This is a genomic window from Salinicoccus cyprini, assembly GCF_007713705.1.
Taxonomy (GTDB): Bacteria; Bacillota; Bacilli; order Staphylococcales; family Salinicoccaceae; genus Salinicoccus; species Salinicoccus cyprini.
On the sequence record NZ_VMSJ01000003.1, the window covers coordinates 117,097 to 140,674 of the forward strand.

Sequence of the window (23,578 nt, forward strand, 5' to 3'; positions counted from 1 at the left end):
TCATTTATGAGTCTATATATTAAAGAAGTGACTTCCGATTTTGAGGATATGGAACATCTGAAAAAGATCAATGATGAAGCTTTCCCGGAAGAAGAACACATGCCGATGGAAGAAATGCTTGAAATGGTCGCTGAAAATAAATTGGATATTTCAGCTGTCTACGATGGAGATGCATTGGTCGGATTCTTTGCAATGGTTGTCCATGAAAACATTGCATTCATTTTTTTCCTGGCGGTTGATGAAAATCAACGCTCCAAAGGATATGGCAGCAGGACATTATCGTTGATCAAGGAGCAGTACCCTGACCATCAGATTGTATTGGATATAGAAAGTGTCGATGAAAATGCCGACAACCTGGAGCAGCGCGAAGCGCGCAAGCAATTCTATCTTAAAAATGGATTTAATGAAACGAACTTCAATGTGGCTTTCAAAAGCATGTTGATGGATGTATTATGCAGCAGCGAAACACTCGATGAGCCGAATTTCCGTAAACTGTTAAGTATGATGATGGAAAACAAAAAAAGAACAATGAGATTAATGAAAAAATCCAAATAAGGGAGCAGACATCTGTCTGCTCCCTTGCTTGTATGTTTCGGCATTCCCCTATATTGCTTTCCCTGCCATCCTCCGATATACAAATGCAAATATCCAGAGTATCAACGTAAAACCGGCCAGCCATATGGCCAGTGTCGTCAGGCCGATGGCCATCCACGGGTTGCTGGCGACTGCGATGATGGCACCGATGAGAGTGAGACCTGCGACTACTGCACTGATGATGACCGGCAGGTAGGTCCTGTTGTGCATATGCATGTACGCAATGGACAGACCGAACATCAGCAGGTAGAGTACCGACAGGGTCACTGCATTGACCATCCGGTCGATAAACGCCCAGAACCCAATGCCGTTTCCATCTTGAGGCAGCGCCAGATCGATGCTGGTGAGATCGCCTCCATTTTCGGACACGGTCATCAGCTCGAATTCCGACGGTTCACTCGGCCAATCTTCCTCAGCCAGCAGTGCCAGACGATTGGTATGGGTGAAAAATGCAGGTGAAGCGACTGAAGCGCCATAGTCCGTCAGCTGCTCTGTCTCTCCACTCTCGGTGTTCATGAGGAACAGCTCATAGATGAATGTGCCATTTTCGTTTTCCCCATCCTGGGCGACGTAGGCCAGCTGCGCCCCATTCTGTGACAGCGTCGGTTGTGAAACATAGTCAGGCAGATCGGAAACATGGTACTCCGCCTCCTCACCTGTTTCGATATCATAGCTGGTCATGACCTCACCAGCATCAGAACCGGCATAATAAAGCGTCTCGCCATCTTGTGACATATTCAGTCCCCGCATATCGTAAGCATCTTTATCAGTCAGCTTCTCATGCGAGTCACTGTCGATGTCGACACGGTGGATATCACTGCCATTGTCCTGCTTTCCAGGCGGCTGATTGAAGTCCGCTGACGGCATGGCGATGTAATACACGGTATTGCCATCCGGTGAAATGATTGCCTCAAACACATGCATATCATCAGAAGTCAGCTGGATCGGTTCATCCCCCGGTGCGGGCAGATAGTGGAGTATGTTCACCCCATCCTCCTGCGAAGCAAAATAGATCATGCCTTTTCCATCCGGTGAAAATTCAGGGTGGCTATTCTGGGCTGTACCGGACGGCACCACTTCCTCCGTACTGCCGTTTTCAAGGTTTCCGAGATAGATGGACTGTTCACCATCCTTATAATAGGAAAACGCCAGATGCTCATCATCCGGAGATATATCAATCGATTCGCCGAGACCTGTATGGTGCTGGTATGCATTATTGGGAGTGAGGATGCCGTAGCTGACTGTCCCGATGAACAGAAGTGCTACGATGCCAATCAGTATCAGCAGCACGCTTCTCTTTTTCATGATATCTCCTCCTTGGTGTATGGCGCTGTGCTACTTGCTGCCGGTTGTGATGAACATGGAGGCATCCTGCTTCATGAAAAGCTGCTGACCTTCATGGAACGTTCTGACAGCACTCGGCGTAAAGCCCGCTTCCAAAAGCAGACCGCGCATTTCTTCATGTGCAAATCCGTTATGCAGTTTCGGGTGGTAGACATTATGGTTCTTATCAAAATCGATGATCAGAAGTCTGCCGCCCGGATTCAAAGTTTTATACAGTGCTGACAGCAGCGCCTCAACTTCCGGTACATGGATCAGGACGAGTGAGATGATGATGACATCCACTTCAATATCCGTCTGTTCCCGAGTCAGATCCAGATGGATTGCCTCCACATGTTCAAGCCCCTCATCAGTGATCTTGGTCTTCACAATCTGCACCATCTGCTCCGATGCATCAGCAAGCGTCGTCCGGTCGAACATATCTGTGAGCTGCAGGCCGACAAGCCCGGTGCCGCAGCCATAATCGAGCATCGAGTGATACTCGTGTCCTGCGAGCTCCCGCCTGAATTCATTCGCAATGACATCGGCGAGCGCCTTCCGATCTTCTGTATCATAGCGCTTTGCCATGCTGTCGAATATATTATCCGTCATTTTTGCACATCCCCTTCCGTATAGCTTCCTTTATATAGAATGTACCATAGACGCCCTACTTTATAACATTGATACAATTGATTGAACTTCAAACAAAAAGAGCCGGGCAGCTGCCCGGCTCGATCTTATGCTCAGAACATATCTATTGCACTGCCTTCAAGTTCCCATAAGGAAAGGTCGAAATGCATATGTCCTCTGATTTCAACCGCATCATCATTTTCTGCAGGAAAGTATCTGCTCGTCGCGACCGCTTCTCCGCCATTGATGAAAATTTCCACAGATGAACGATCCAGGAAAATCTGCAGCCCGGAAAGTGTATCAAGAGCGAAAGTACGCTGCTCGGAAGACGCACCGTCAAAAGTTTTCCTCTGGACAGTGAACCGTCCATCCATATAGGAGATCTTCAGGTCGTTCCTGATCTCCATTTCAAATCTGCCATCGACCGGACGGTTGAATTCCAGAAGTATTTCACTCGATGGTGCAGCGACTTCACGGAATACCACGTCTTTTTCAAGTGCCAGCTGGGAGTAGTGCTTTCTTTTTCCGCGCAGCTGCCTGAGCTCGGCAACCGGTTGCTGCACCAGTACACCATCTCTCATTTCGAGTGTGCGCGGAATGGTCAATGCATGGATCCAGTTGTTCCGGATTGTCGGCTGGTCCTGTTCCTGGTCATCCGTCATCCCCATCCAGCCGATCAGAATTCTGCGTCCGTCATCATCCGTAAATGTCTGTGGTGCGTAGAAATCGAATCCCCTGTCCAGTTCCACAAAATCACCATGCATATACGTGTTCGTCACCGAGTCGAAATCTCCCACGAAGTAGCCGGCCTGGAACAGGTTGGGATAGTCATCTCCCTCTGCTTCCAGCCCTTGCGGACAGACGATCAGAATGTCTTTGCTATCAAGCGTGAAGAGGTCCGGGCACTCCCACATATAGCCGAAGTCCGGAAGTCCATTCATCCCACTGCCTGCAATCGGCCCAATAAATTCCCAGTCCGTGAGGTCGTTTGAGCTTGCGAGGACCGCTTCCCCTTTGCCATGCATATTCTGGGCTCCGAGGATCATCAGCCAGCGGTCGCCTTCTTTCCACACTTTCGGATCCCTGAAATGGGGGGTGTAGCCATCCGGCAGATGCAGTACCGGACCTTTCTTCTCAAAGTCCACACCGTCCTCTGAGACTGCCAGACACTGATACGTGGATCTTCTATCGCCTTCATCCTTCACATTGCCGGTGTAGAAAAGATGCATCCTGCCATCGTGCATGACAGCGCTGCCGGAATAGCAGCCATTCTTGTCATACCACGCATCCGGAATGAGGGCCGCAGGCTCAAGTGTCCAATTGATCAGATCTGCCGACACATAGTGCCCCCAGGCCTTCTTTCCATGGGCTGTTTCAAAAGGATTCCACTGGAAGAAGACATGGTATACGCCCTGGTGATAAATCAGTCCATTGGGATCATTCAACAGGCCTGCAGGCGGCATCAGATGATAGTCCAGCCGATGCGGATCCGCTTCAACCAAGCGTCTGTTATCCTCAACCTTTTCATCAATATGCTTCTGGAACGCACTTTTTTGAAACATTTCAAAACTCCCTCTACTCTTCTGTGATTTTTTCCGCTTCTTTATCACTATACCCGAACATCCATGTCAGAACGAATGCGACGGCAATCGCCACCAGATTGACCAGGATGTACATGAAGATCTGTTCATTCAGATAGAGCAGCGTACCCGGGATGACGGTGATCGCCATGCCGGTGCCGGCGAGACCTGATATGGAGGCGACGAACCCACCGGCTGCACCACCGATAAGACCGGCGATGAACGGCTTGACGTAGCGCAGATTGACACCGAAGATGGCCGGTTCGGTAATGCCGAGGAATGCTGAAAATGAAGACGGCAGCGCCAGTGCTTTCAATTTCTTCGATTTCGTCTTCAGACCGACCGCAAGTGTTGCCCCACCCTGTGCCGCAACAGCGGCGGTAACGATTGCGTTGTAAGGGTTCGCCCCGAGTTCATCAAGCAGCTGTATTTCAAGCAGGTTGAAAATATGGTGTACGCCCGTGATGACGATGATCTGGTTCAGACCACCGATCAGAATGCCACTGAGGCCGAACGGCCATGCAAGTACGGATAATGTCGCTTCCAGTATGACCCCTTCCAGCGCATGGAAGATCGGGCCGATCAGGAAGAGTGCCAGCGTGATCATGACCAGCAGTGTCAGGAATGGCGTCACAATCAGGTCAAGCGCCTCCGGCGTCCGCTTCCGGATGAAGCGTTCCACTTTGGCACCGATGATACCGGCGATGAAGGCCGGCAGCACGGATGCCTGGTAGCCGACGACCGGAATGAAGCCTGCGAACATGATCGGCTCCACGCCACCTCCAGCCACATCCCATGCATTCGGCAGTGCAGGACTGACGAGCATCAGACCGAGCACCAGACCGATGATCGGTGTGCCGCCGAAGACGCGGAATGTCGACCAGGCGACCAGTGCCGGCAGGAAGATGAACGCCGTATCCGTCAGTATCTGGGTGAACAGCAGGAAATTCTCGGAAATATCTTCCGGTGCCAGGCCGAAAATTTCCAGGATCTGCTCCTGAACGACGAGTCCACGCAGACCCATGAACAGACCTGTGGCGACGAGAATCGGAATGATCGGCACGAAGACATCACCGAACGATCGGATGGCACGCTGGATGACATTGCCCTTCTTGACTCCTTCTTTTTTCGCTTCGCTTTTGGTTGATCCTTCAAAACCGAATTTGAGCATCTCTTCGTGTATCCGGTTGACCGTACCCGTTCCAAGAATGACCTGGTACTGGCCGGAATTGTAGAATGCCCCCTTCACCTTATCAATATTCTCAATACCTTCCTGATCGATCTTGCTTCTATCATCTATGATCAGACGCAACCGTGTGGCGCAATGTGCGACGGAGGAAATATTCTCTTCTCCCCCTACTGCCTCGATGATCTCCTTGGCAATCCTTTTGTTCTCCGACATTTTCAACACTCCTTTTGCTAAATAGTCTGAATTAGGGAATCGATTCCACAATTGTGCAGAAAAAAATGAAAACGAATGATTACGCTTTCATCCTCACCTTACTATAAACTATCTCTCTCAACGAGGTTAAAGTCAAGTACTTTTTTATCACAAAACTCTTTTTCATCCTGCAGCACCTGCAGCATGACAAGGGCCGATTCCCGCCCCGCCTGCGCATGCGCGTACTCGATCGTCGTCAGTGCGGGGTCTATGAAATGCGAAGTTTCAGACGCGCCGATGCCGACTACAGCAATATCACCCGGAATATCAAACCCATGACGCTTCAAGTACTTCCAGGCACCGAGCCCCATCCGGTCCGTCGCAGCAAACACTGCATCGAGTCGTTCATATGATGCAAGCATCATGCGCTCCATCGCTGCATAGCCGGAATCGATCGAGAAGTCGCCTTTTTGTATCCATGCGTCCTCCATATGAAGTCCATGCGCTGCCATCGCATCAGTGTAGCCCTGCTTCCTCAAAACCCCGACTGAACGGTCCTCTTCATCCACTCCGATGTAGCCGATATGCCTGCGCCCTTTCTCGATCATCAGCTGTGTCATATGGCGCGCGGCAGCATAATCATCGAAGATGATGGACGGCACATCATGAATCTCCTGACCGACCACGACAACCGGTACTTTGGAATCTTTGATCTCATCCACCAGTTCCTGGCTCGTATTCGTCGCAATCAGGATGATGCCGTCCACTTGCCGGTTCTGCAGCAGCCTCAAGTGCTCGATCTCCTTCTCCCTGTCGAGGTTCGTACGCGTCAGGAGAATCTGATAGCCCTGTGCCTCGAAGACTTCCGTCATGCCATCTACTGTTCGCGATGACGTATCCGTGCTAATCTTCGGCAGGATGACACCGATGATTTTCGTCTGCTTTGTCCTCAGCGACTTGGCATGCTGGCTCGGCACGAAACCAGTTTCAGCGATGGCATCCATCACCCTTTTCCTGGACTTTTCACTGATGTACCCTGAATTATTGATCACCCTGGACACAGTGGTTCTTGAAACACCTGCCAGCTTCGCTATATCGTTGATGGTTATCATCGGACCTCACCTGCACTTCTATTTACTAATATCTACGATGCTTTGACTATATCAGATTCGGAGGCATTATAGAATACGCCGGCTCTGTATTGTGCGTGATCATTCTGCTATTTTTTCGTCCTATTCCCTCCGGTCTCTTCTTCTCCTTCCATCCCGATCCCGTGCCGATACAATGGCATTGGGAATCACTGCAGCGATGCCCGTCACAGCCCCGGAGACCAGGCGATGGGATTCGTCCACCATGGAAGTGGTGTAGCCGCCGATGAAGATGAAAATGAATGTTGTGATCATAGCAATCAGTCTGTACATGATATCACTCCTTTCTATTCCATCTCATCCAGCAACTTTACGATTTGCTGTCTTGCTGCATGCCCTTCCTTGATCGGGTATAAGGGAAAAATGTGGTTCATCCATGGATACTCATAGTATACATGTTCAGCGTGTGCCTCTTTGAGCAGGGATGCAAACTTTCTTGCATCCGGCAGACAGATCTCTCGTGTGCCTGCAAACAGGCCGATCTTCGGCAGCCCTGTCAGATCTCCATACATCGGCGAAAGCCTGTAATCCAATGGATCTGCATCACCTGACCACGCTCGTCCGACATCCTTTAGACTCGACACATCAAGCATCGGATCAAGCGCATCATAAACGTTAACTTCCGGGTTATCGACTGTAATATCGAGCCAAGGAGAGATCAGGACCAGTAGTTTCGGCAATGGATGTCCATTTGATCTGAGCCACTGACTAAGGCCGAGCGCCAGACCACCACCCGCAGAATCTCCCATGAGCGCCAGACCTTCGGGATGGTCTTCAATGAGATCCAAGTACAAGTCGGACACCGCCTGATAGGCATCTTTGAATGTATATTCAGGCGTTTTCGGGTAGATCGGCACGATGAACGCCATACCGGTATCCTGGACCATGCGGTCTACGAAGAGCCAGTGAAACAGTGAGGGTTGGTTGATATATCCACCGCCATGCAAGTAAAATACACTGCGTTCCGACATCTCTTCCTCTGGACGAACCTTGAACACTTTCATCTCGTCCTTATAGAATGTTTCCACCTCAGAATTCATAAGTCCCGTTGCAACTTTATGTTCTTTTCGATTCTCTTCAATCTTACTATTTGTCCGCTTCTGATCCAATGGTTCAGCACCGGAATTGACGATTCTGATGAGATTCTCTGCCACCCTGCTGCCGATACTTCCATTATGTAGATGGATGACATGCAGGGCATAGAGCATCGCGCCGGCACCGGCTGCCGAAACGAGGACTGCTGATGCTTTTAGAATTCTGTTCATGTCACCCACTCCTTTCTTTCTCATACCTTCTTATCATAAAAATAAAACTAAATATGGATCTGGCTAGCCAGGAAGTCGAGCTGATACTTCCTGAATTTTCAATCATCATATGTGGAAGCAGCGTCCGAGCTGCCCGGTCACTTCTTTGATGATATCATCAAGTGTCACATCCTCATCCACATGCGCGCCGATGTTTGCGACGGAAAAGAAATCCCTCCAGGTCATGGACGGGAATTGCTGCCGCAGACTGATCGGTAGTGCGATCGCAACTTTTCCTTCCTTCTACCCTATGAATGATGATTTTAAATAGAGAAAACGATGGAAGCATCTCATAGGGTCATCAAAAGTGCCATAAAAATAAAAAAGACATCCAATGCCTTGAATGTCTTTCCACCTTGAAGTTGAGAACAATCGTTTACTAATCGTATTCAATCTGTTCCTCGATTGTCCCTTCATCATCATGAATGATTGCTTTGGAGCCCGCTTCCTCCGCTCTCTTCTTCGCCTCATCCACAGCTTCATTCTTATTATCCGATGTATAGACCGGATCGTCCTTACCTTCTTCTTTCACTGCCCATCTCTTATCGTCACCTGGCACCACGTGGTAGCGTGCATCACTCGTGCCTTCTCTTTTTTCGAAGTAGTTCCCACGATTATCATTATTCTGATCTGCCATTCTACCCCTCCTAAGCATTATCTTGAATACGATTATACTTTACCTCAAGGGGTGTGAAGCTAAACACTGATGGCAGACCTGCCGACAAGTATCTCAAGATCGATGGTCACCGGTCTTTCTTCTGAAATGAAATCATCCAGCTCGCCCGCTTCATGGTTCCACGCGAGCGGTGACATATGGATCAGATTCGCGAGGGCCGCGCGATCAAGCATCACCTTTTCTTTTACTTGAACACGTTCCAGCACTTCGAAGTTCTCTTCGAACAGCGAGACTGTACCCGCATTATCATATTCGGCCTTATCCGTATCCCGGTACAGTGCTTCACGCAGTTCTCCCAAGTAGCCGGACTGTGGTACAACTTTGATGACGACACCGTCCGGTTTGATCACCCGGCTGAATTCACTGTAGTTGGCAGGTGACAGGATGTTCAGGATGACATCACAGCTACTGTCTTTCAGCGGAAGGTTCGCCAGATCCCCAACAAACCAGATTGAGTCGGGATAGTTTTTAGCTGCCATCAGAATGCCTTCCTTGGCAATGTCGATACCGAAGCCGAGGTGTTTCCCCTCAACTCCTGCCAGTATCCGTTCCATATGAGATCCTTCCCCACTGCCTGCATCGAGTACGGTCATATCATCGGTGCCGAGGTGATGTATGATATCCACAACCACTCCATGCATCCTACTATAAAAGCCGCTCTCCAGAATGAAGTCCCGTCGGTTCTCAAACAGTGTCTGATCGTACTGCGTAGTCACCGGCTTATTCAGCATATTGACATAGCCCTGCTTGGAAAAGTCGAATGCATGACTATTACTGCACACGAGGCTTGCCAACGTTTCGACATGCATCTCCCCGCCACATATCGGACAGCGGATCAGTGCTGCATGCTCACTGACCTGCGCGGCACTCTTTTCTTTCTTCTTCATCATATTCCTCCAGTTGCGTCACTCACCTTTTTTTAATAATAGAGGATGTGATACCTTCCATCAATTCTTTGAAGCAGAATGTTTGAAACTTCGTCCGTGCTGCTCTACACTTCAATTAATCGTGCACGATTGAAAGTAGGTGAATGATTTGCAGACAGATCATATCAGACTGGCCAACCAGCTCTGCTTTTCGGTCTACAATACGAGTCGGCTCTTTACGAAATTCTACCAGCGCGCACTTTCGGATTTCGGATTGACCTATTCGCAATATCTGGTGCTGATGGCACTGTGGGAGGAAGATGGGCAGACGCTGCACCAGATTGGAGATGCCCTTTATTTGGAAAGCAATACGCTGACACCCCTGCTCCGCCGGATGGAGGATGCCGGCTGGCTGACGCGTGAAAAATCCGCTCATGACAGAAGGCAGCTGACGGTCCATCTGACTGCTGAAGGTCAGGAATCGCAAGGACCGATCCAGCAGGCGATTGCCGAATGCATCGGCAAGGAACACCTCGATATCGACCAGTACAACGACACACAGGAAACGATCAGCCAGCTCGAGACGGCACTCAGAACTTTATTGACGGATGAATCAAAAATGGAGGAATGACAGCAATGGCAAATTATGATTATGATGTTACATTCATCGGAAGTGGCCATGCGGCATGGCATGCAGCATTGACACTCAGACAGGCAGGAAAAAGTGTTGCAATCATCGAGAAAGATACAATCGCAGGCACATGTACGAATTACGGCTGCAACCCGAAGATTCTCCTTGAAGGACCATTTGAAGTACTTGAGGAACTGGGACACTATAAAGGCATTCTCAGTCAGGATGTCACGGTCGACTGGCCGTCACTCATGGAGTATAAGGAGCAGGTCATCAATCCGATGTCTGACAGCATGCAGCAGATGATGGAACATGCCGGCATCGACATCCATATGGGATACGGCAAGCTGCAGGATGCCCATACGATTGAAGTGGATGGCAAGACATTGACTTCAGATAATATCGTCGTCGCAACCGGCCAGCACAGTAATGTACTGGATATTACAGGCAAGGAATACGCGCATACGAGCCGTGAGTTCATGGATCTTGGAGAGATGCCTAAGCGTATTACATTCATCGGTGGCGGCATCATTACGTTCGAATTTGCTTCCATCGCCATCAAGACAGGTGCCGAGGTACACATCATCAACCACTCGGACGAATACCTGGGAGGCTTCCACACAGGACACGTCGACAAACTGATGAACAAGCTGAAAGTGGAAGGTGTCCAGTTCCATTCCAATGAAAGTACAACGGAGATTGTCAAAAATGAAACGGACTATACGCTCAAGACCGAATCCGGGTTGAATATGAGTACGGACTATATCGTCGATGCGACAGGTCGCGTGCCGAATGTGGCTGGCATTGGGCTTGAGAATGCGGGGGTTCGCTATTCCAAGAAGGGTGTCGAAGTCGACAGCTTCCTGCGCACTGCGCAAACGAATATTTATGCCAGTGGTGATGTGCTCGATAAGGACATCCCGAAACTGACACCGACAGCGACGTTCGAATCGGATTATATCGCAGCACATATCCTCGGTATGAATCCGGACCCGATCGAGTACCCTGCCATCCCGATGGTACTCTATACGCTCCCACGACTTTCTTCCATTGGTGTCACCGTAGCTGAGGCGGAAGAAGATGACAACTACACTGTGAAGACGGTGAAGTTCGGTGAACGCATGGTGTTCGAATATAAGAATGAGACAGAAGCGGAAATGGACATCGTCCTCAATCAGAACAAGCAGCTCGTTGGCGTTGAAATCTACGGCAATGATGCAGCAGACCTCGTCAATGTGTTGACATTCGCTGTCAACCAGCAGATTACAGTGCAAAATCTTTCCAGCATGATTTTTGCTTTCCCGAGCCCATCCAGCGGCGTTCTCGATCTTCTTAAGTTTGAGATGCTCTAGGAATGGTATATAATTCATATGTATCAAATACTAAATGACAAAGCGAGGCAACAGATATGCAGAAATTGACAGACACATTCACATTAACCAATGGTGTTGAAATTCCATGTGTCGGTTTTGGAACTTGGCAGACACCAGATGGAGAGACGGCAGTAAACTCGGTAAAGAAAGCCATCGAATCCGGCTATCGCCATATCGATACAGCCGCAGCATATAAAAATGAAGGCAGCGTCGGCAAAGCGATCAAGGAATCCGGCGTCGCCCGTGAGGATCTTTTCATCACAAGCAAACTGTGGAATTCAGAGCGTGGCTATGACAAGACGAAAGCCGCTTTCGAACAGACGTTGAAAGAACTCGATACAGACTATCTCGACCTCTACCTCATCCACTGGCCGGCGAACCAGAAGCAGTTCGACAACTGGGAAGAGATCAACAATGAAACGTGGAAAGCCATGACCGAGCTCTACGAAGCAGGCAAAGTCAAAGCCATCGGTGTATCCAACTTCATGACAAACCACCTGGAGCCACTTCTTGAAACTGAAGTGAAACCGATGGTCAACCAGATTGAATACCACCCAGGCCACACCCAGAACGGTGTCGTCGACCTGTGCAAACAGTATGACATCCTTGTTGAAGCATGGAGTCCGATCGGATCCGGCCGCCTGCTTGAAGATGAGTCCCTGAAAGAAATTGCTCAGAAATATGATAAATCCGTTGCACAGCTGTGCATCAGATATGTACTGCAGAACGGCGCACTGCCATTGCCGAAATCCGTCACACCGGAAAGAATCGAAGAAAATACGCACGTGTTCGACTTCGAAATCTCCGATGAAGACATGAAGCAGATGGATGCAATGGAGAATGTCGGCTTCTCCGGCATGAATCCGAACGAAGTGGATTTCTAAAGCTGTATGAAATTGAAAAAGTATCTTTGAAAAGATACTGTACCCTGGAGGTTAGAGTTGAAATTCTAACTTTCAGGGTATTTTTTAATGACAAAGTACAGTGGTGGATTCAAGCTGAAGATTGTGGGCGGGGATGGGAGATTTACGAAGAGAACATAGAGCAGACGGGTCGAAGCACACAGCAATTTCATTATACTTTCGGCAAGTATCAATTGAGTATTTTTACATCTGACGGAATGATATACTTGAATAAACAAACGTTCGACACGGAGGTGATTGTCATGCAGATCATCATTTCACATGTGAATACCGACTTCGATGCGCTTGCTTCCCTGATAGCGGCAAATAAGCTCTATCCGGAGGCGAAGGTTGTCATACCCAATGAGCAGACGGCACCCGTAAGACAATTCCTGGCGATCTACCGGGATAGTTTCGACTGGATTGAAGATACGCTTGTCGACTGGTCTGAAGTGACCGACCTCCTTCTGGTGGATGTCGCCTCTTTATCAAGACTCGGCAACTACACGGATCAGCTCGATGCAGAGCAGATGACCATCACCGTCTACGACCACCACACTCCGAGCGGAAGCAATGTGAAAAGCGACTACGAAGTCATCGAGCCGGTAGGTGCAACAGTGACACTGCTGCTGGAAGAAATCATAAAAAGAAAAATACCAATATCTCCACTTGAAGCCACACTTTTCGGTCTGGGCATCTATACAGATACAGGCGCTTTTACATTCCCGAACACCACCCACCGGGAGTTTATGGTGGCTGGATTTCTGCTGGAGCAGAATATGAATCTGGAAGTGATCCAGCGATTCTCTGATTATAAATTGAATCCTGAACAGCAGCACCTGCTGACCCGATTGTTCAGCGGGGCGAAAACATATGATAAGGATGGACTGACAGTAATCGTCAGTGCGCATCAGATTGATGGGTTTTTGATAGAACTCGCAACAATCACCGACAAACTGCTGGAGATCAGCGGTGCAGATGCTGTGATCACAGTGGTAAAGATGGAGAAGCATGTCCACATCGTCGGGCGCGGGCGTTCCAACAGGATCGATCTGCGCCCGATACTGGAGCAGTTTGACGGCGGCGGTCATCCGCGGGCAGGCTCTGCAACAGTAAGAAGAAGTGAACTGGATGATGTATTGGCAGAGGTGGACAGTCGTCTTGACCTTATTTTGAAAACGGCGGTCACTGCCCGTGACATCATGTCGAGCCCAGTGGCAACACTTGCGCCTGAAAGCAAGATCGAAGCGGCCGGCCACTTGATGGACCGCGGGGGCTACTCGGGCTGTCCTGTAGTTGAAGATGGCAGACTTATCGGGATCATTGCAAGACGGGATCTCGAGAAGGCGAATCAGCATGGTTTGGGCCATGCCCCCATCAAGGCCTTTATGAGCCACGATCCGATTACAGTCGAGCCCGGGACGACCATCGAGGAAGTGGAGGAATTGATCATCACCCATAACATCGGCCGGCTGCCTGTGATGATGGACGGACAGCTGATCGGTATTGTGACACGGACGGATATTATAAAAGTCCTGCACAGTTGAATCATACTTCATCTTTTTATATCATCGGCATATGCTGATGGTGCTGCCGACACTTCCGCGATAAAACCGGGAGGCATTCGACTGAATGATTATTCAGCCGATAAGTTATATAATGAAGCATGTATACATTTTAGGAAGAGAGGGATATTTATGCGTTTTGAAACAAAAGCCGTCCATGCCGGACGCCATGTCGATCCGGTCACAGGGGCGGTCACGACCCCGATTCACCTTTCCACTACATACGAGAGGGCCGAGGATGGCACCTATACGGACGGCTTCATGTACAGCCGCGGGGACAATCCGAACCGCCGCTCACTGGAAGCGTGCCTCACCGAATTGGAAGATGGTCATGACTGTGTGACATACGCTTCCGGAATGGCAGCGATCGCCTCGGTGATCGAAGCCCTCCCCCCTGAGAAACCCCAGCGCATCGTCATGGCGGATGATATGTATTTCGGCGTCCGTACACTGCTCGCCGAGACGGACATCGGCCGACGGTATGACATCGTCACGGTGGATATGACCGATCTTGAAGCTCTCAGGGAAATGGTCGAAAGTGCAGATACCGGCCTGATCTGGATGGAGAGCCCGTCCAATCCCCAGATCAAGATCACCGATATTGAAGCCGTCGTGGACATCGCCGCTGCAGCAGGCGCCTACACTGTCATCGACAACACGGCCGCAACACCGATGCTGCAGAACCCGCTTGCACTCGGCGTCGACTTTTCGCTGCATTCAGTGACCAAATATATCGGCGGCCACAGCGACCTGCTCCTCGGTGCCGTCGTCGCAAAGGACGATACGCAGATGCTGAACAACTTGAGGAACTGGCAGCATGCCAAAGGGGCCGTGCCGTCATCATTCGACTGCTGGCTTGCCTTAAGGGGCGTACAGAGCCTGTCCGCAAGAATGCGGGTGCACTGTGCCAACGCAAAAGCCATTGCAGAATTTCTGGCACAGCATGACAGGGTCGAAGCCGTCCATTATCCAGGACTGCCGAGCCACCCCAGCCATGACATCGCCAAAAGGCAGATGAGCGACTTCGGCGGACTGCTGTCGTTCCAGGTCAAAGGCGGAGAAAAAGAGGCATTGAAAGTCGCCAATACAGTGGAGATCCTGACACAGGCAACCAGTCTCGGGGGCACACACAGCTACATCGAACACCGTGCCTCTGTAGAAAAGGAATTGACACGGGCACCAGAGAACCTGCTCCGCCTCTCCGTCGGCATCGAAAATGTGGACGATCTGAAGGAGGACCTAGACCAGGCCCTGTCGAGGATATAACCAAAAACGATGCCGACGAAGTATCAATAAAAAATGCCGCATGGAATTCATCTTCCGTGCGGCATTTCCACTTACTGATGGGGCTCGTCCATCAAGTTGTACCCCGCAATCCCCCGTCAGCGTCACTCTTCTCTAATATTCTCATTAGTCACGAAAGAATTGTCCTTCATATCCAAAGCCATCTTATTTTCATCATAATATTTCTTGCCATCGAACATGGCTTTTGGTTCTGTCCCATATATCTCGAACCCGAATGATTCGTAGAATGCCGTGGCTCTCGTATTTTCCGTCACGACTGCAAGATTTATCATCTCTATTCCTTTCAATTCTCTTACCCTGTCCAATAAGTGGCGCACTACCTCTTTTGCGATTCCTGTTCCCCTATAGCTGCTTTTGCAGTACATCGCCACCAGCGACCCTTTATGCTTCGACTTCGGCTCTTGTGATCTGGTGAAGGAAGCAGTGCATACAAGCCGCATCTCATCAAAACCGCCTACAGTCAACTGGTTCTCTGAAGGCGCAATACGTTGTTCGAAATCCTCCAGTGAAAAGCCCACTTCTCGCTCATATGTGGAACCGAAGGCACTTGGATCCGTCTTCAGTCCTTCGAGCCTCAGCAACTGGTACTGTCCGGCGTCCTCTGTATCCAGCATTCTTATATTCATGATGATTCCCCCGCTTCTTTTCTTCGTAATGACTACGATGAATAACCATTCTTTCAAATTAGTTTCAATCATACCATATGAACATGGATAAAACTTAGGGCCGGAACATTACTGTTTCCAGAAGTATTTTTCTCAAATTCCCAAGTGATTAAAGAAGTCTCCACGGAGATTATAGTAACCTCAAAAAGTAGATTTAAGGTCCAACTTCTGGGGTCGCCCAGATTTCTCCATGGAAACATGAGATTATTATTTCATCCTTTTGAATTGCCGTTCTTCAATAAGATATATGGCATCTGCTATCCTATCGATGAAATACCTGTCGTGTGAAGTCACGATAACTGTACCTTGATACATGACTATGAACTTTTCCAATGCTTCGATTGTATTCAGATCAATAAAGTTTGTCGGTTCATCCAATATGATGACATTGGATGGTTTTACAAACATCAAAGCCAGGGAGATTCTGGTCGCTTCTCCGCCACTCAGATCATGGATGGGTTTTGTCACCTCATCCTGAGTGAATCCGAGGTTCTGAAGGATGCTTCTCACGAAAGGCTCTCTGAAATCCGTTCGCTTCATCAGATAATTTATAACAGGTTCATCTGTGAATAGTTTATAATCCATCTGCCTGTAACTTTCCATTATGACTTTCGGTGAAAATTCCATTCCATCCGCACGGCTCATTATGTCATGCAACAGGCTCGATTTGCCCGATCCGTTATTACCGGTAATGGCAATCACATGACCTAATGGAAACTGGAAACTCACCTTATCAAGCAGTACTTTATCTCCCCGCTGCACTGTAATATCCTGCGCCATGATTGGAAACTTATTATGCAGTTCCATCGTTCTGGACATTGGGAATACCAGCGGAGCTCTATCCCCCATCCGTTCTACTTCATCCAGCTGATCGATTCTTGTTTCAATGGATTTGGCAGTCTTGAATGCCTGCTTTTGAACCGTATCCTTTTGCTTGCTGGAACTTAAGCGGTCGGGCTTTATATCTTTATTTTTGCTTTTATCCCCTCGGCTCATCTTACCCGCTTTTTCCATTTGTTTCTGAACGGCATTTTCTAGACGTTTCTTCTCATTGACGTAACTTTGATACTGTCTTTCATGCTCCAGTTTCTCCTGCTCTTTCTGGGCCTCATAGTCCTCATAATTTCCAATATATTCCCTAACTGTGCCATCAGATACTTCCCAGATCTTTTCAGCGATGCTGTTAATGAAATGACGGTCATGACTGACGAATATTAAAGTACCATAGTAGTACTTCAGTTCATCGATCAGAAGATTGACACTCTCCTGATCCAGATGTGTAGTCGGTTCATCAAGCAGCAGACCAAGTTTGTATTCCGACATTGCACGTGCCAGACGGAACTTCGTTTCTTCTCCCCCACTCAAGCTTGTATTATCAGGTACGTTCAGACGGCTGAGCAGCTCGAAGTTGAACTCACCATCCACCTGATCGTCCAACTCATCAATCTGGGCGAAGTAGTTGAAATCCGTCTCTGTTTGAATACTGCCTCTGAAATCCACGAAATCTCCTGCAATGATTTTGAGCAGGGTGGACTTGCCCGTCCCGTTCGTCCCAATGATCGCAATTTTGTCATTCATATATGCTGACAGTGCTTCAATGTTCAATAGATCCTTATTGCCAAAAGTTACATCAACATTCTTTAAAAGCAATGATAATTCATTCATTATAATTTGCACTCCTTATGAGCCTGCAAACTATATTTTTAGACACAAAAAAGAGACAGCCTTATGCTATCTCCAGTGCCGGTTATAGGATCATCCTAAAAATGGACATACTTATCCCCTGAGAATATAGTTATAGCATGACTTTTGAATATTGTATTTAGTTAGCTATTCAAAAAAGTCTTCCAAATTCTAGGGATACCCATTCTCAAGACCTCCTCACGTTTATTTGTTGTAATTCTATCATATTAAAAGCAGAAGATAAAGAAGCGATCTTCTGTGAACAGACAGTGTAATTGATAATCACTTAACTTTTATTTCTTACATGACCATCTTTCCTATTCATTCAGTTATCATCATTTGCTCTTTCAGTAAGCATGATTTATATGAGGGGATATAACAAAGTCCAGTCACCTGTTAGTTTTGTTATTATGCCACACTATGATTATTTTCGATTTGGAGAGGTAGAAGGTTAATAAGCATCATAAAGGAGGATGAAAATGAAACGTATTGAAGATATTGAGATCATTCCATTGAAAATGGAAGATGACGGCAGCATACCGAATAATCCGGAACTGCCGCTTCTGCTTTATAAGAATGTGTTTGAGGAAAGCGATGATATCCCAAATATCCTGAATGCGAACGACTGGTCCGGAGATTGGCTCGGTTCCGTCCATCCTTTCCACCACTACCACAGCAACACCCATGAAGTGCTCGCAGTGAAAGCAGGCAGTGCCACGCTGCTGCTCGGTGGTGAACAGGGGGAAGCGGTCGAAGCAGAGAAAGGGGATGTCATCATCCTCCCTGCCGGCTATGGGCATAAAAGAATTGAGGCAAGCGACGATTATGCAAACTACGGCGCCTATCCGGGAGGTGTCGATTTTGATATGAACTATGGTAAAGCGGAAGAAAGACCTGAAAAGATTGAAAACATCAGACAGGTGCCCCTGCCCCAGTACGATCCGGTATTCGGTGAAAATGGACCGCTCTTCGACCATTGGAAAGGCTGATTCCATGAAAAATAACCGTACATCGATCGCGTGCGTGTTTAACTCTTTGAATATAAGAGAAGATATGGAAGAAGGTATTTAAATCAAGGAGGAGCTGTCTAAAAATGAAACATGATTTTGATCTGATTGTCGTCGGTACAGGTTCTGCTGCGACGACTGCTGCGATGAAGTGCAGGGATGCAGGATGGGAAGTGGCCATGATAGATTCACGTCCTTACGGCGGCACTTGTCCACTGAGAGGCTGCGACCCTAAAAAAGTACTTGTAGGGGCAGCAGAAATGATTGATGATGCAGAAAGAATGAACGGCAAAGGCATCACTTCCGGCACATCCATCAACTGGTCCGAGCTGATGGATTTCAAACGCACCTTTACAGAACCAGTACCTGAAGGAACAAACAAGAAGCTGCATGAGGCAGGGATCCATACGTTTCATGGACGGGCTTCCTTCGTGGATGAAGAAACGATTCAAGTTGAGGATGATCAGCTGACAGGAAAGCACATTCTGATTGCGACTGGCGCAAAGCCGGTCGAGCTGCCCATTGAAGGAACCGAGCATCTGACATATAGTGACGAATTTCTGGAACTGGATGAGCTGCCCTCAAAACTGATCTTTGTAGGGGGCGGGTATATCTCGTTCGAGTTTGCGCATATCGCAGCCCGTGCGGGTGCCGAAGTGCACATCATCCAACGCGGTGAACGGCCACTGAAAAACTTTGAACCGGAGCTGGTCGACCTGCTGGTGAAAAGTTCTGAAGAGAACGGCATTCAGGTCCACTTGAATACAGAAGTGAAATCCATCCGGAAGTCAGATGCTTCCTTTACGGTCGAAGGCGAGAAAAATGGAGAACCCTTTGAACTGGAAGGTGACTGCGTCGTCCATGGCGCAGGGCGTGTTCCTGAAATTGATGATCTGGATCTTGAAAAAGGAAACGTGGACAGCGAGAAGGATGGGGTCTCCGTGAACGAATATCTGCAAAGCGTCAGCAACCCACGTGTATATGCAGCAGGAGACGCAGCAGCAACAAAAGGGCTGCCGCTGACCCCGATTGCCTCGATGGAGTCCCAGGTCGTGGCTGCCAATCTACTGGATGGAAATAAGCAGAAACCAGACTATGAAGTGATGCCGAGTAACGTATTTACACTGCCAAAACTATCTGCTGTCGGACTTTCGGAAGAAGCGGCCAGAGAACAAGGATACACCATCAGAGTCAATAAAATCGATACTTCGGAATGGTATACGTACAAGCGGACAAATGAAAAACACGCAATGGTTAAAATCATCATTGATGAAGATACCGACCAGGTGCTCGGCGCCCACCTGCTCAGTCGAGAAGCAGATGAACTGATCAACCACTTCGCTACTGCGATCCACTTCAAATTAAAGACAGCGGATCTTAAACAGGTGACCTATGCGTACCCCACTGCCGCTTCTGATATTGGATCCATGCTCTAAAAAGAAAATTGAACCCGTCCACTATAACAAAAACGACAAACGATGAAGCTCCCCCGACCTGCTTTCTGCAGATTGGGGGAGCTTTGTCTTCCAATTCTATTTCCGCTCACTCACCAGCCGTTTCTTCTCGGCAAGCAGCTTCTCGAACTCCGTATCCAGCGCCTCTGTCGAACCGTCCGCCATATCACCGAGCACTTGTGAGATCTTATTTTCAACTACCATCAGTGCTTCGTCCGTCTCGTCTCTGGAACGCACCGTGACGTTCTCTTTCAATGTCCGGTCTTTGATGACATATTCCTTGTCCGAGACATTCTCCTTGAAGCGCCTGTCGTGGCTGATGGTGAGGACCGTGTTCGGATAGTTCACAATCATGGATTCCAGTGCTTCGACCGAGTGGATATCGAGATAGTTGGTCGGTTCGTCCAGAATCAGAATATCCGCATCCATGACCAGGATCTTCACCAGCTGGACTTTGATGCGCTCGCCCCCACTGATCAGCTTGACCGGCTTATGGACATCGTCCCGTCTGATATTGAGCCGCCCCAGCATGATCCGGACGGTCGTTTCATCGTAGATGGCCGTATCCATCACATTCTCGAGTATCGTCCGATCCGCGTCCAGCCCTTCCAGGTTCTGATGGAAGTAGCCGATGTTGAGCTGGCCATCATACTTGGCGACAATACGATTGATGAGTGTCGTCTTGCCACTGCCATTCGGACCGCTGATGGCAATCTTCTCTCCATTGCGGATATACAGACCGGGATTTTGTATGAGCAGCTTTTCACCTATAGACACATCAGCGTCGAAGCGGATGATCATCTTGTTGCCGTATTTATTCTCAGTATCACTATGGAAGATGATTTCCTTCTTCTCCACCGGCTTCTCCTTCTCTTCGAGATGATCGAGACGGGACGCCATCGCTTTTGATGTACTGTGCAGCTTCTTCTGCAGCCTGTTGAAGTACGGACTCGAGCCACTGTCCCCATGATCCACACCTTCCGCAACATTCGACCGTGCCGCCTGGTCATTCTTGCGTCTGATCTTATCTTCAATGGCTTTCTTCTCATTCACATACTGGCGGTACTCTTCCTGCTGCCGCCTGAGCTTCTCCTCCTGGATCTGCTTGAACTTCGTATAGTTGCCGGGATACTTGAACAGCACCTTCTGCTCGATCGACCAGATTTCACGCGCCATCTGATCGAGGAAATGCCGGTCATGCGAAATGACCACAACGATGCCGTCATACCGCTTCAGCTTACCTGTCAGCCATCTGATGTTGTTCTCATCCAGATGCGTCGTCGGTTCGTCGAGCAGCAGGATCTGGCTGTACTCTTTCAACCCATCCAGCAAATACTGCTTCGTCGTTTCTCCCCCACTCTTCGTCCCTTCTGCCTCCTTGATCTGTGGGATGTATGTGACGTTATCGTGTGTCTCTACAATGTGCCGGCACAGCGTCGTCTTCCCTGTGCCGTTATCTCCAATCAATCCGATGATCGTCGGCTTCACGACCCGCACCTGATCGACATGCAGCAGCTGCTCCCCTTCCACTTCCAATGTCAGGTCATTGATTTCCAACATAAAAAAGCACCTCTTTTCCTGTCGGAATAAGGCGCATATATCCAAAAATAGGTACGGCAAATACACATACTTGCCCACTTTATCCGATATAACCCTTATTCCAACATAAATTAGCATCACGAAATAAACCATGACGTATTATGTTGTCGTTTAAAATAAGGATTATATTCTCATCGGCCTAAAGTTCACCCCTTTTACTTGTTGGTGCAATTTTATCATTCTATTCAGTTTTCGGCAATGACTGTTAAACTTTCAGCCCTTTTCCAAACTTCTTTAAGACGACGTTAAAATACTTGGTGACTGTAAACACAGTAATCCATCCTAACCCTTTATACCTGTAGGGGTATTTGACTTATTGTGCCAGCAGATTTATAATGAAGACAATAAACCATACAGGAAGGTGAGTTTGATGACCGAACTTGAAATGCAGGCTACTTACGACAAAGCCATTGTCAACAGGATCAACCGGTTGCAAGGACAGATCAATGGTGCGCTGAAAATGATTGAAGAAGGTAAAAGCTGCAAAGATGTCGTCACTCAGTTAAGCGCAGCCAAAAGTGCACTCAATCGGACGATGAATGTTATTGTTAGCGAAAATCTTGTACAATGTGTCAAAGAGACCATGAACAATCCGGACGAAGATACGGATGAATTGGTGAAAGAAGCAGTTGAACTACTCAATAAGAGCAGATGATGAGATCATCTGTTTTTATTTAAATCAAAATATACCCCATTGGGTATTTGACAAAGGATGAAGATGATGCTAATATACCCCTATAGGTATTTAAAAATAGGAGGATGATTCACTACTATGAGTAGGACACAAACAAATTATCACATCAGCGAGGCCGACCAACTGGTCGAAGAAAACGAATATCTGCTGGATGTCAGAGAACCTTTTGAATACGAGATGGGGCACATTGCTGGGGCAGACAATGTATCCGTAAATGAAATTGAAGAACGCCTCGAAGAACTTCCAAAAGACAGGAAAATCCATGTATACTGCCAGCGCGGAAAACGCGGTGCAAATGCAGTGGAGATACTGAAACGCAATGGTTTCGACGCAGTGAACCTTGAAGAAGGCTACTCTGCATACACTGGTAAATACAACAGTGCAGACGAAGCAGCAGACGAAACTGCAGAGGCATCAACTGAGAATGTTGAAATTGATCCAAACCGGGTAAAAGTCGAAGCAAGCGGGCTCCAATGTCCAGGCCCTCTCCTTAAGGTCAATGAAGTGATGGGAGAACTGGAGCCGGGACAGCAGATGGAAATCACGGTCACAGACTTTGGATTCTGCACGGATGTCGAAGCATGGGCACGCAAGACTGGAAATTCCATTCTTAAAAATGAAAAATCAGAAGATAATGTTGTAGTAGTGATGCAGAAGAATGCACCACAGGCTAAAGCTGATGGCGAAGGCCACCAGATGGTCGAAACGAAAGATGGCGCAACGATGGTCGTATTCAGTGGAGATATGGATAAGGCACTGGCTTCATTCATCATTGCGACCGGCGCGAAAAGCATGGGCAAAGAGGTCACCATGTTCTTCACGTTCTGGGGACTGAATGTCATCAAGGATCCAAATGCACCAAAAAAGAATAAATCCGGTCTGGATAAGGCATTCAGCATGATGATGCCGAAATCCGCTGCCAAACTCCCAATCTCCAACATGAACATGTTCGGTCTGGGATCCAAAATGATCCAATATGTAATGAAAAAGAAAAAAGTCGACGCGCTTACTGAAATGATTGACAAGGCGGATAAGCTCGGCGTCAAAATGGTCGCCTGCACGATGAGTATGGATATCATGGCCATTGACAAAGATGAACTGCTGCCAAACGTCAATTTCGGCGGCGTAGGCACCTACCTCGGCGATGCGGAAAACGGCAACCTGAACCTGTTCATATAATTGAACAGACTGCCCTGCGCGT

The 23,578-nt window shown here is 48.3% G+C and carries 22 protein-coding genes; 10 read left to right on the top strand and 12 right to left on the bottom strand.

The annotated features are described in order from the left end of the window. Positions 1 to 6 precede the first annotated feature (6 nt). Complete coding sequence (locus tag FO441_RS08415; RefSeq protein ID WP_145288611.1) at positions 7 to 555, top strand: GNAT family N-acetyltransferase; 549 nt, start codon at positions 7 to 9, stop codon at positions 553 to 555. A 48-nt stretch (positions 556 to 603) separates the two neighbouring features. Here the strand turns inward: FO441_RS08415 and FO441_RS08420 are convergent, their stop codons facing one another. The 9 genes from FO441_RS08420 to FO441_RS08460 form a co-directional block, all read right to left on the bottom strand. Continuing rightward, entirely contained in the window at positions 604 to 1,899 is a 1,296-nt protein-coding gene (locus FO441_RS08420; RefSeq protein ID WP_145288613.1) for a DUF5050 domain-containing protein, read from the bottom strand. Between the two features lie 30 nt (positions 1,900 to 1,929). Next, entirely contained in the window at positions 1,930 to 2,526 is a 597-nt protein-coding gene (locus FO441_RS08425) for a class I SAM-dependent DNA methyltransferase (protein WP_145288616.1), read from the bottom strand. 131 nt (positions 2,527 to 2,657) lie between these two features. Further along, positions 2,658 to 4,106 (bottom strand): glycoside hydrolase family 32 protein, encoded by a 1,449-nt coding sequence (locus tag FO441_RS08430; RefSeq protein WP_145288619.1) that lies wholly within the window; start codon positions 4,104 to 4,106, stop codon positions 2,658 to 2,660. A 13-nt stretch (positions 4,107 to 4,119) separates the two neighbouring features. Next, complete coding sequence (locus FO441_RS08435; protein WP_145288622.1) at positions 4,120 to 5,526, bottom strand: sucrose-specific PTS transporter subunit IIBC; 1,407 nt, start codon at positions 5,524 to 5,526, stop codon at positions 4,120 to 4,122. Between the two features lie 101 nt (positions 5,527 to 5,627). Beyond that, positions 5,628 to 6,617 (bottom strand): LacI family DNA-binding transcriptional regulator, encoded by a 990-nt coding sequence (locus FO441_RS08440; protein WP_145288624.1) that lies wholly within the window; start codon positions 6,615 to 6,617, stop codon positions 5,628 to 5,630. 120 nt (positions 6,618 to 6,737) lie between these two features. Beyond that, a complete protein-coding gene (locus tag FO441_RS08445) occupies positions 6,738 to 6,926 on the bottom strand; it encodes a hypothetical protein (protein ID WP_145288627.1) in 189 nt (62 codons plus the stop codon). A 14-nt stretch (positions 6,927 to 6,940) separates the two neighbouring features. Continuing rightward, a complete protein-coding gene (locus tag FO441_RS08450; RefSeq protein ID WP_186365514.1) occupies positions 6,941 to 7,918 on the bottom strand; it encodes an alpha/beta hydrolase fold domain-containing protein in 978 nt (325 codons plus the stop codon). Positions 7,919 to 8,336: 418 nt separating this feature from the next. Beyond that, on the bottom strand, positions 8,337 to 8,594 hold the full coding sequence (locus FO441_RS08455) for a DUF2188 domain-containing protein (protein ID WP_145288634.1): 258 nt from the start codon (positions 8,592 to 8,594) through the stop codon (positions 8,337 to 8,339). Between the two features lie 59 nt (positions 8,595 to 8,653). Continuing rightward, positions 8,654 to 9,520 carry a putative RNA methyltransferase gene (locus FO441_RS08460; RefSeq protein WP_186365515.1) on the bottom strand — a complete coding sequence of 289 codons (867 nt, stop codon included), beginning with the start codon at positions 9,518 to 9,520 and terminating at the stop codon, positions 8,654 to 8,656. A 148-nt stretch (positions 9,521 to 9,668) separates the two neighbouring features. Between FO441_RS08460 and FO441_RS08465 the strand changes: the two genes are divergently transcribed. The 5 genes from FO441_RS08465 to FO441_RS08485 all read left to right on the top strand — a co-directional run bounded on the left by FO441_RS08465 (position 9,669) and on the right by FO441_RS08485 (position 15,236). Next, positions 9,669 to 10,130, top strand: coding sequence for a MarR family transcriptional regulator (locus FO441_RS08465; RefSeq protein WP_145289011.1), 462 nt, complete (start codon positions 9,669 to 9,671; stop codon positions 10,128 to 10,130). Between the two features lie 5 nt (positions 10,131 to 10,135). Further along, a complete protein-coding gene (locus FO441_RS08470) occupies positions 10,136 to 11,482 on the top strand; it encodes a dihydrolipoyl dehydrogenase family protein (RefSeq protein WP_145288640.1) in 1,347 nt (448 codons plus the stop codon). A 56-nt stretch (positions 11,483 to 11,538) separates the two neighbouring features. After that, a complete protein-coding gene (locus FO441_RS08475) occupies positions 11,539 to 12,387 on the top strand; it encodes an aldo/keto reductase (RefSeq protein WP_145288642.1) in 849 nt (282 codons plus the stop codon). 245 nt (positions 12,388 to 12,632) lie between these two features. Beyond that, complete coding sequence (locus FO441_RS08480; protein ID WP_186365516.1) at positions 12,633 to 13,952, top strand: CBS domain-containing protein; 1,320 nt, start codon at positions 12,633 to 12,635, stop codon at positions 13,950 to 13,952. A gap of 150 nt (positions 13,953 to 14,102) precedes the next feature. After that, positions 14,103 to 15,236: a trans-sulfuration enzyme family protein gene (locus FO441_RS08485; protein ID WP_145288648.1), complete on the top strand. Its 1,134-nt coding sequence runs from the start codon at positions 14,103 to 14,105 to the stop codon at positions 15,234 to 15,236. A gap of 122 nt (positions 15,237 to 15,358) precedes the next feature. Here FO441_RS08485 and FO441_RS08490 read toward each other — a convergent pair whose 3' ends face one another. Both FO441_RS08490 and abc-f (FO441_RS08495) read right to left on the bottom strand, forming a co-directional pair. After that, positions 15,359 to 15,901 carry a GNAT family N-acetyltransferase gene (locus FO441_RS08490; RefSeq protein ID WP_145288651.1) on the bottom strand — a complete coding sequence of 181 codons (543 nt, stop codon included), beginning with the start codon at positions 15,899 to 15,901 and terminating at the stop codon, positions 15,359 to 15,361. Between the two features lie 246 nt (positions 15,902 to 16,147). After that, a complete protein-coding gene (gene abc-f / locus FO441_RS08495; RefSeq protein WP_145288654.1) occupies positions 16,148 to 17,605 on the bottom strand; it encodes a ribosomal protection-like ABC-F family protein in 1,458 nt (485 codons plus the stop codon). Between the two features lie 497 nt (positions 17,606 to 18,102). On the opposite strand from abc-f (FO441_RS08495), the gene FO441_RS08500 reads away from it, so the two are divergent. Both FO441_RS08500 and FO441_RS08505 read left to right on the top strand, forming a co-directional pair. After that, positions 18,103 to 18,612, top strand: a complete 510-nt coding sequence (locus FO441_RS08500; RefSeq protein WP_145288657.1) for a cupin domain-containing protein — start codon at positions 18,103 to 18,105, stop codon at positions 18,610 to 18,612. 104 nt (positions 18,613 to 18,716) lie between these two features. Then, positions 18,717 to 20,066, top strand: coding sequence for a dihydrolipoyl dehydrogenase family protein (locus FO441_RS08505; RefSeq protein WP_145288660.1), 1,350 nt, complete (start codon positions 18,717 to 18,719; stop codon positions 20,064 to 20,066). A gap of 96 nt (positions 20,067 to 20,162) precedes the next feature. Here FO441_RS08505 and abc-f (FO441_RS08510) read toward each other — a convergent pair whose 3' ends face one another. Continuing rightward, entirely contained in the window at positions 20,163 to 21,644 is a 1,482-nt protein-coding gene (abc-f, locus tag FO441_RS08510; protein ID WP_186365517.1) for a ribosomal protection-like ABC-F family protein, read from the bottom strand. A gap of 424 nt (positions 21,645 to 22,068) precedes the next feature. Between abc-f (FO441_RS08510) and FO441_RS08515 the strand changes: the two genes are divergently transcribed. Both FO441_RS08515 and FO441_RS08520 read left to right on the top strand, forming a co-directional pair. Then, the gene (locus FO441_RS08515; RefSeq protein ID WP_237605974.1) at positions 22,069 to 22,338 is read left to right on the top strand and encodes a metal-sensitive transcriptional regulator; all 270 of its coding nucleotides are present in this window, start codon (positions 22,069 to 22,071) and stop codon (positions 22,336 to 22,338) included. A gap of 117 nt (positions 22,339 to 22,455) precedes the next feature. After that, the gene (locus FO441_RS08520) at positions 22,456 to 23,556 is read left to right on the top strand and encodes a DsrE/DsrF/DrsH-like family protein (RefSeq protein WP_145288665.1); all 1,101 of its coding nucleotides are present in this window, start codon (positions 22,456 to 22,458) and stop codon (positions 23,554 to 23,556) included. The last annotated feature ends 22 nt before the right edge of the window (positions 23,557 to 23,578 follow it).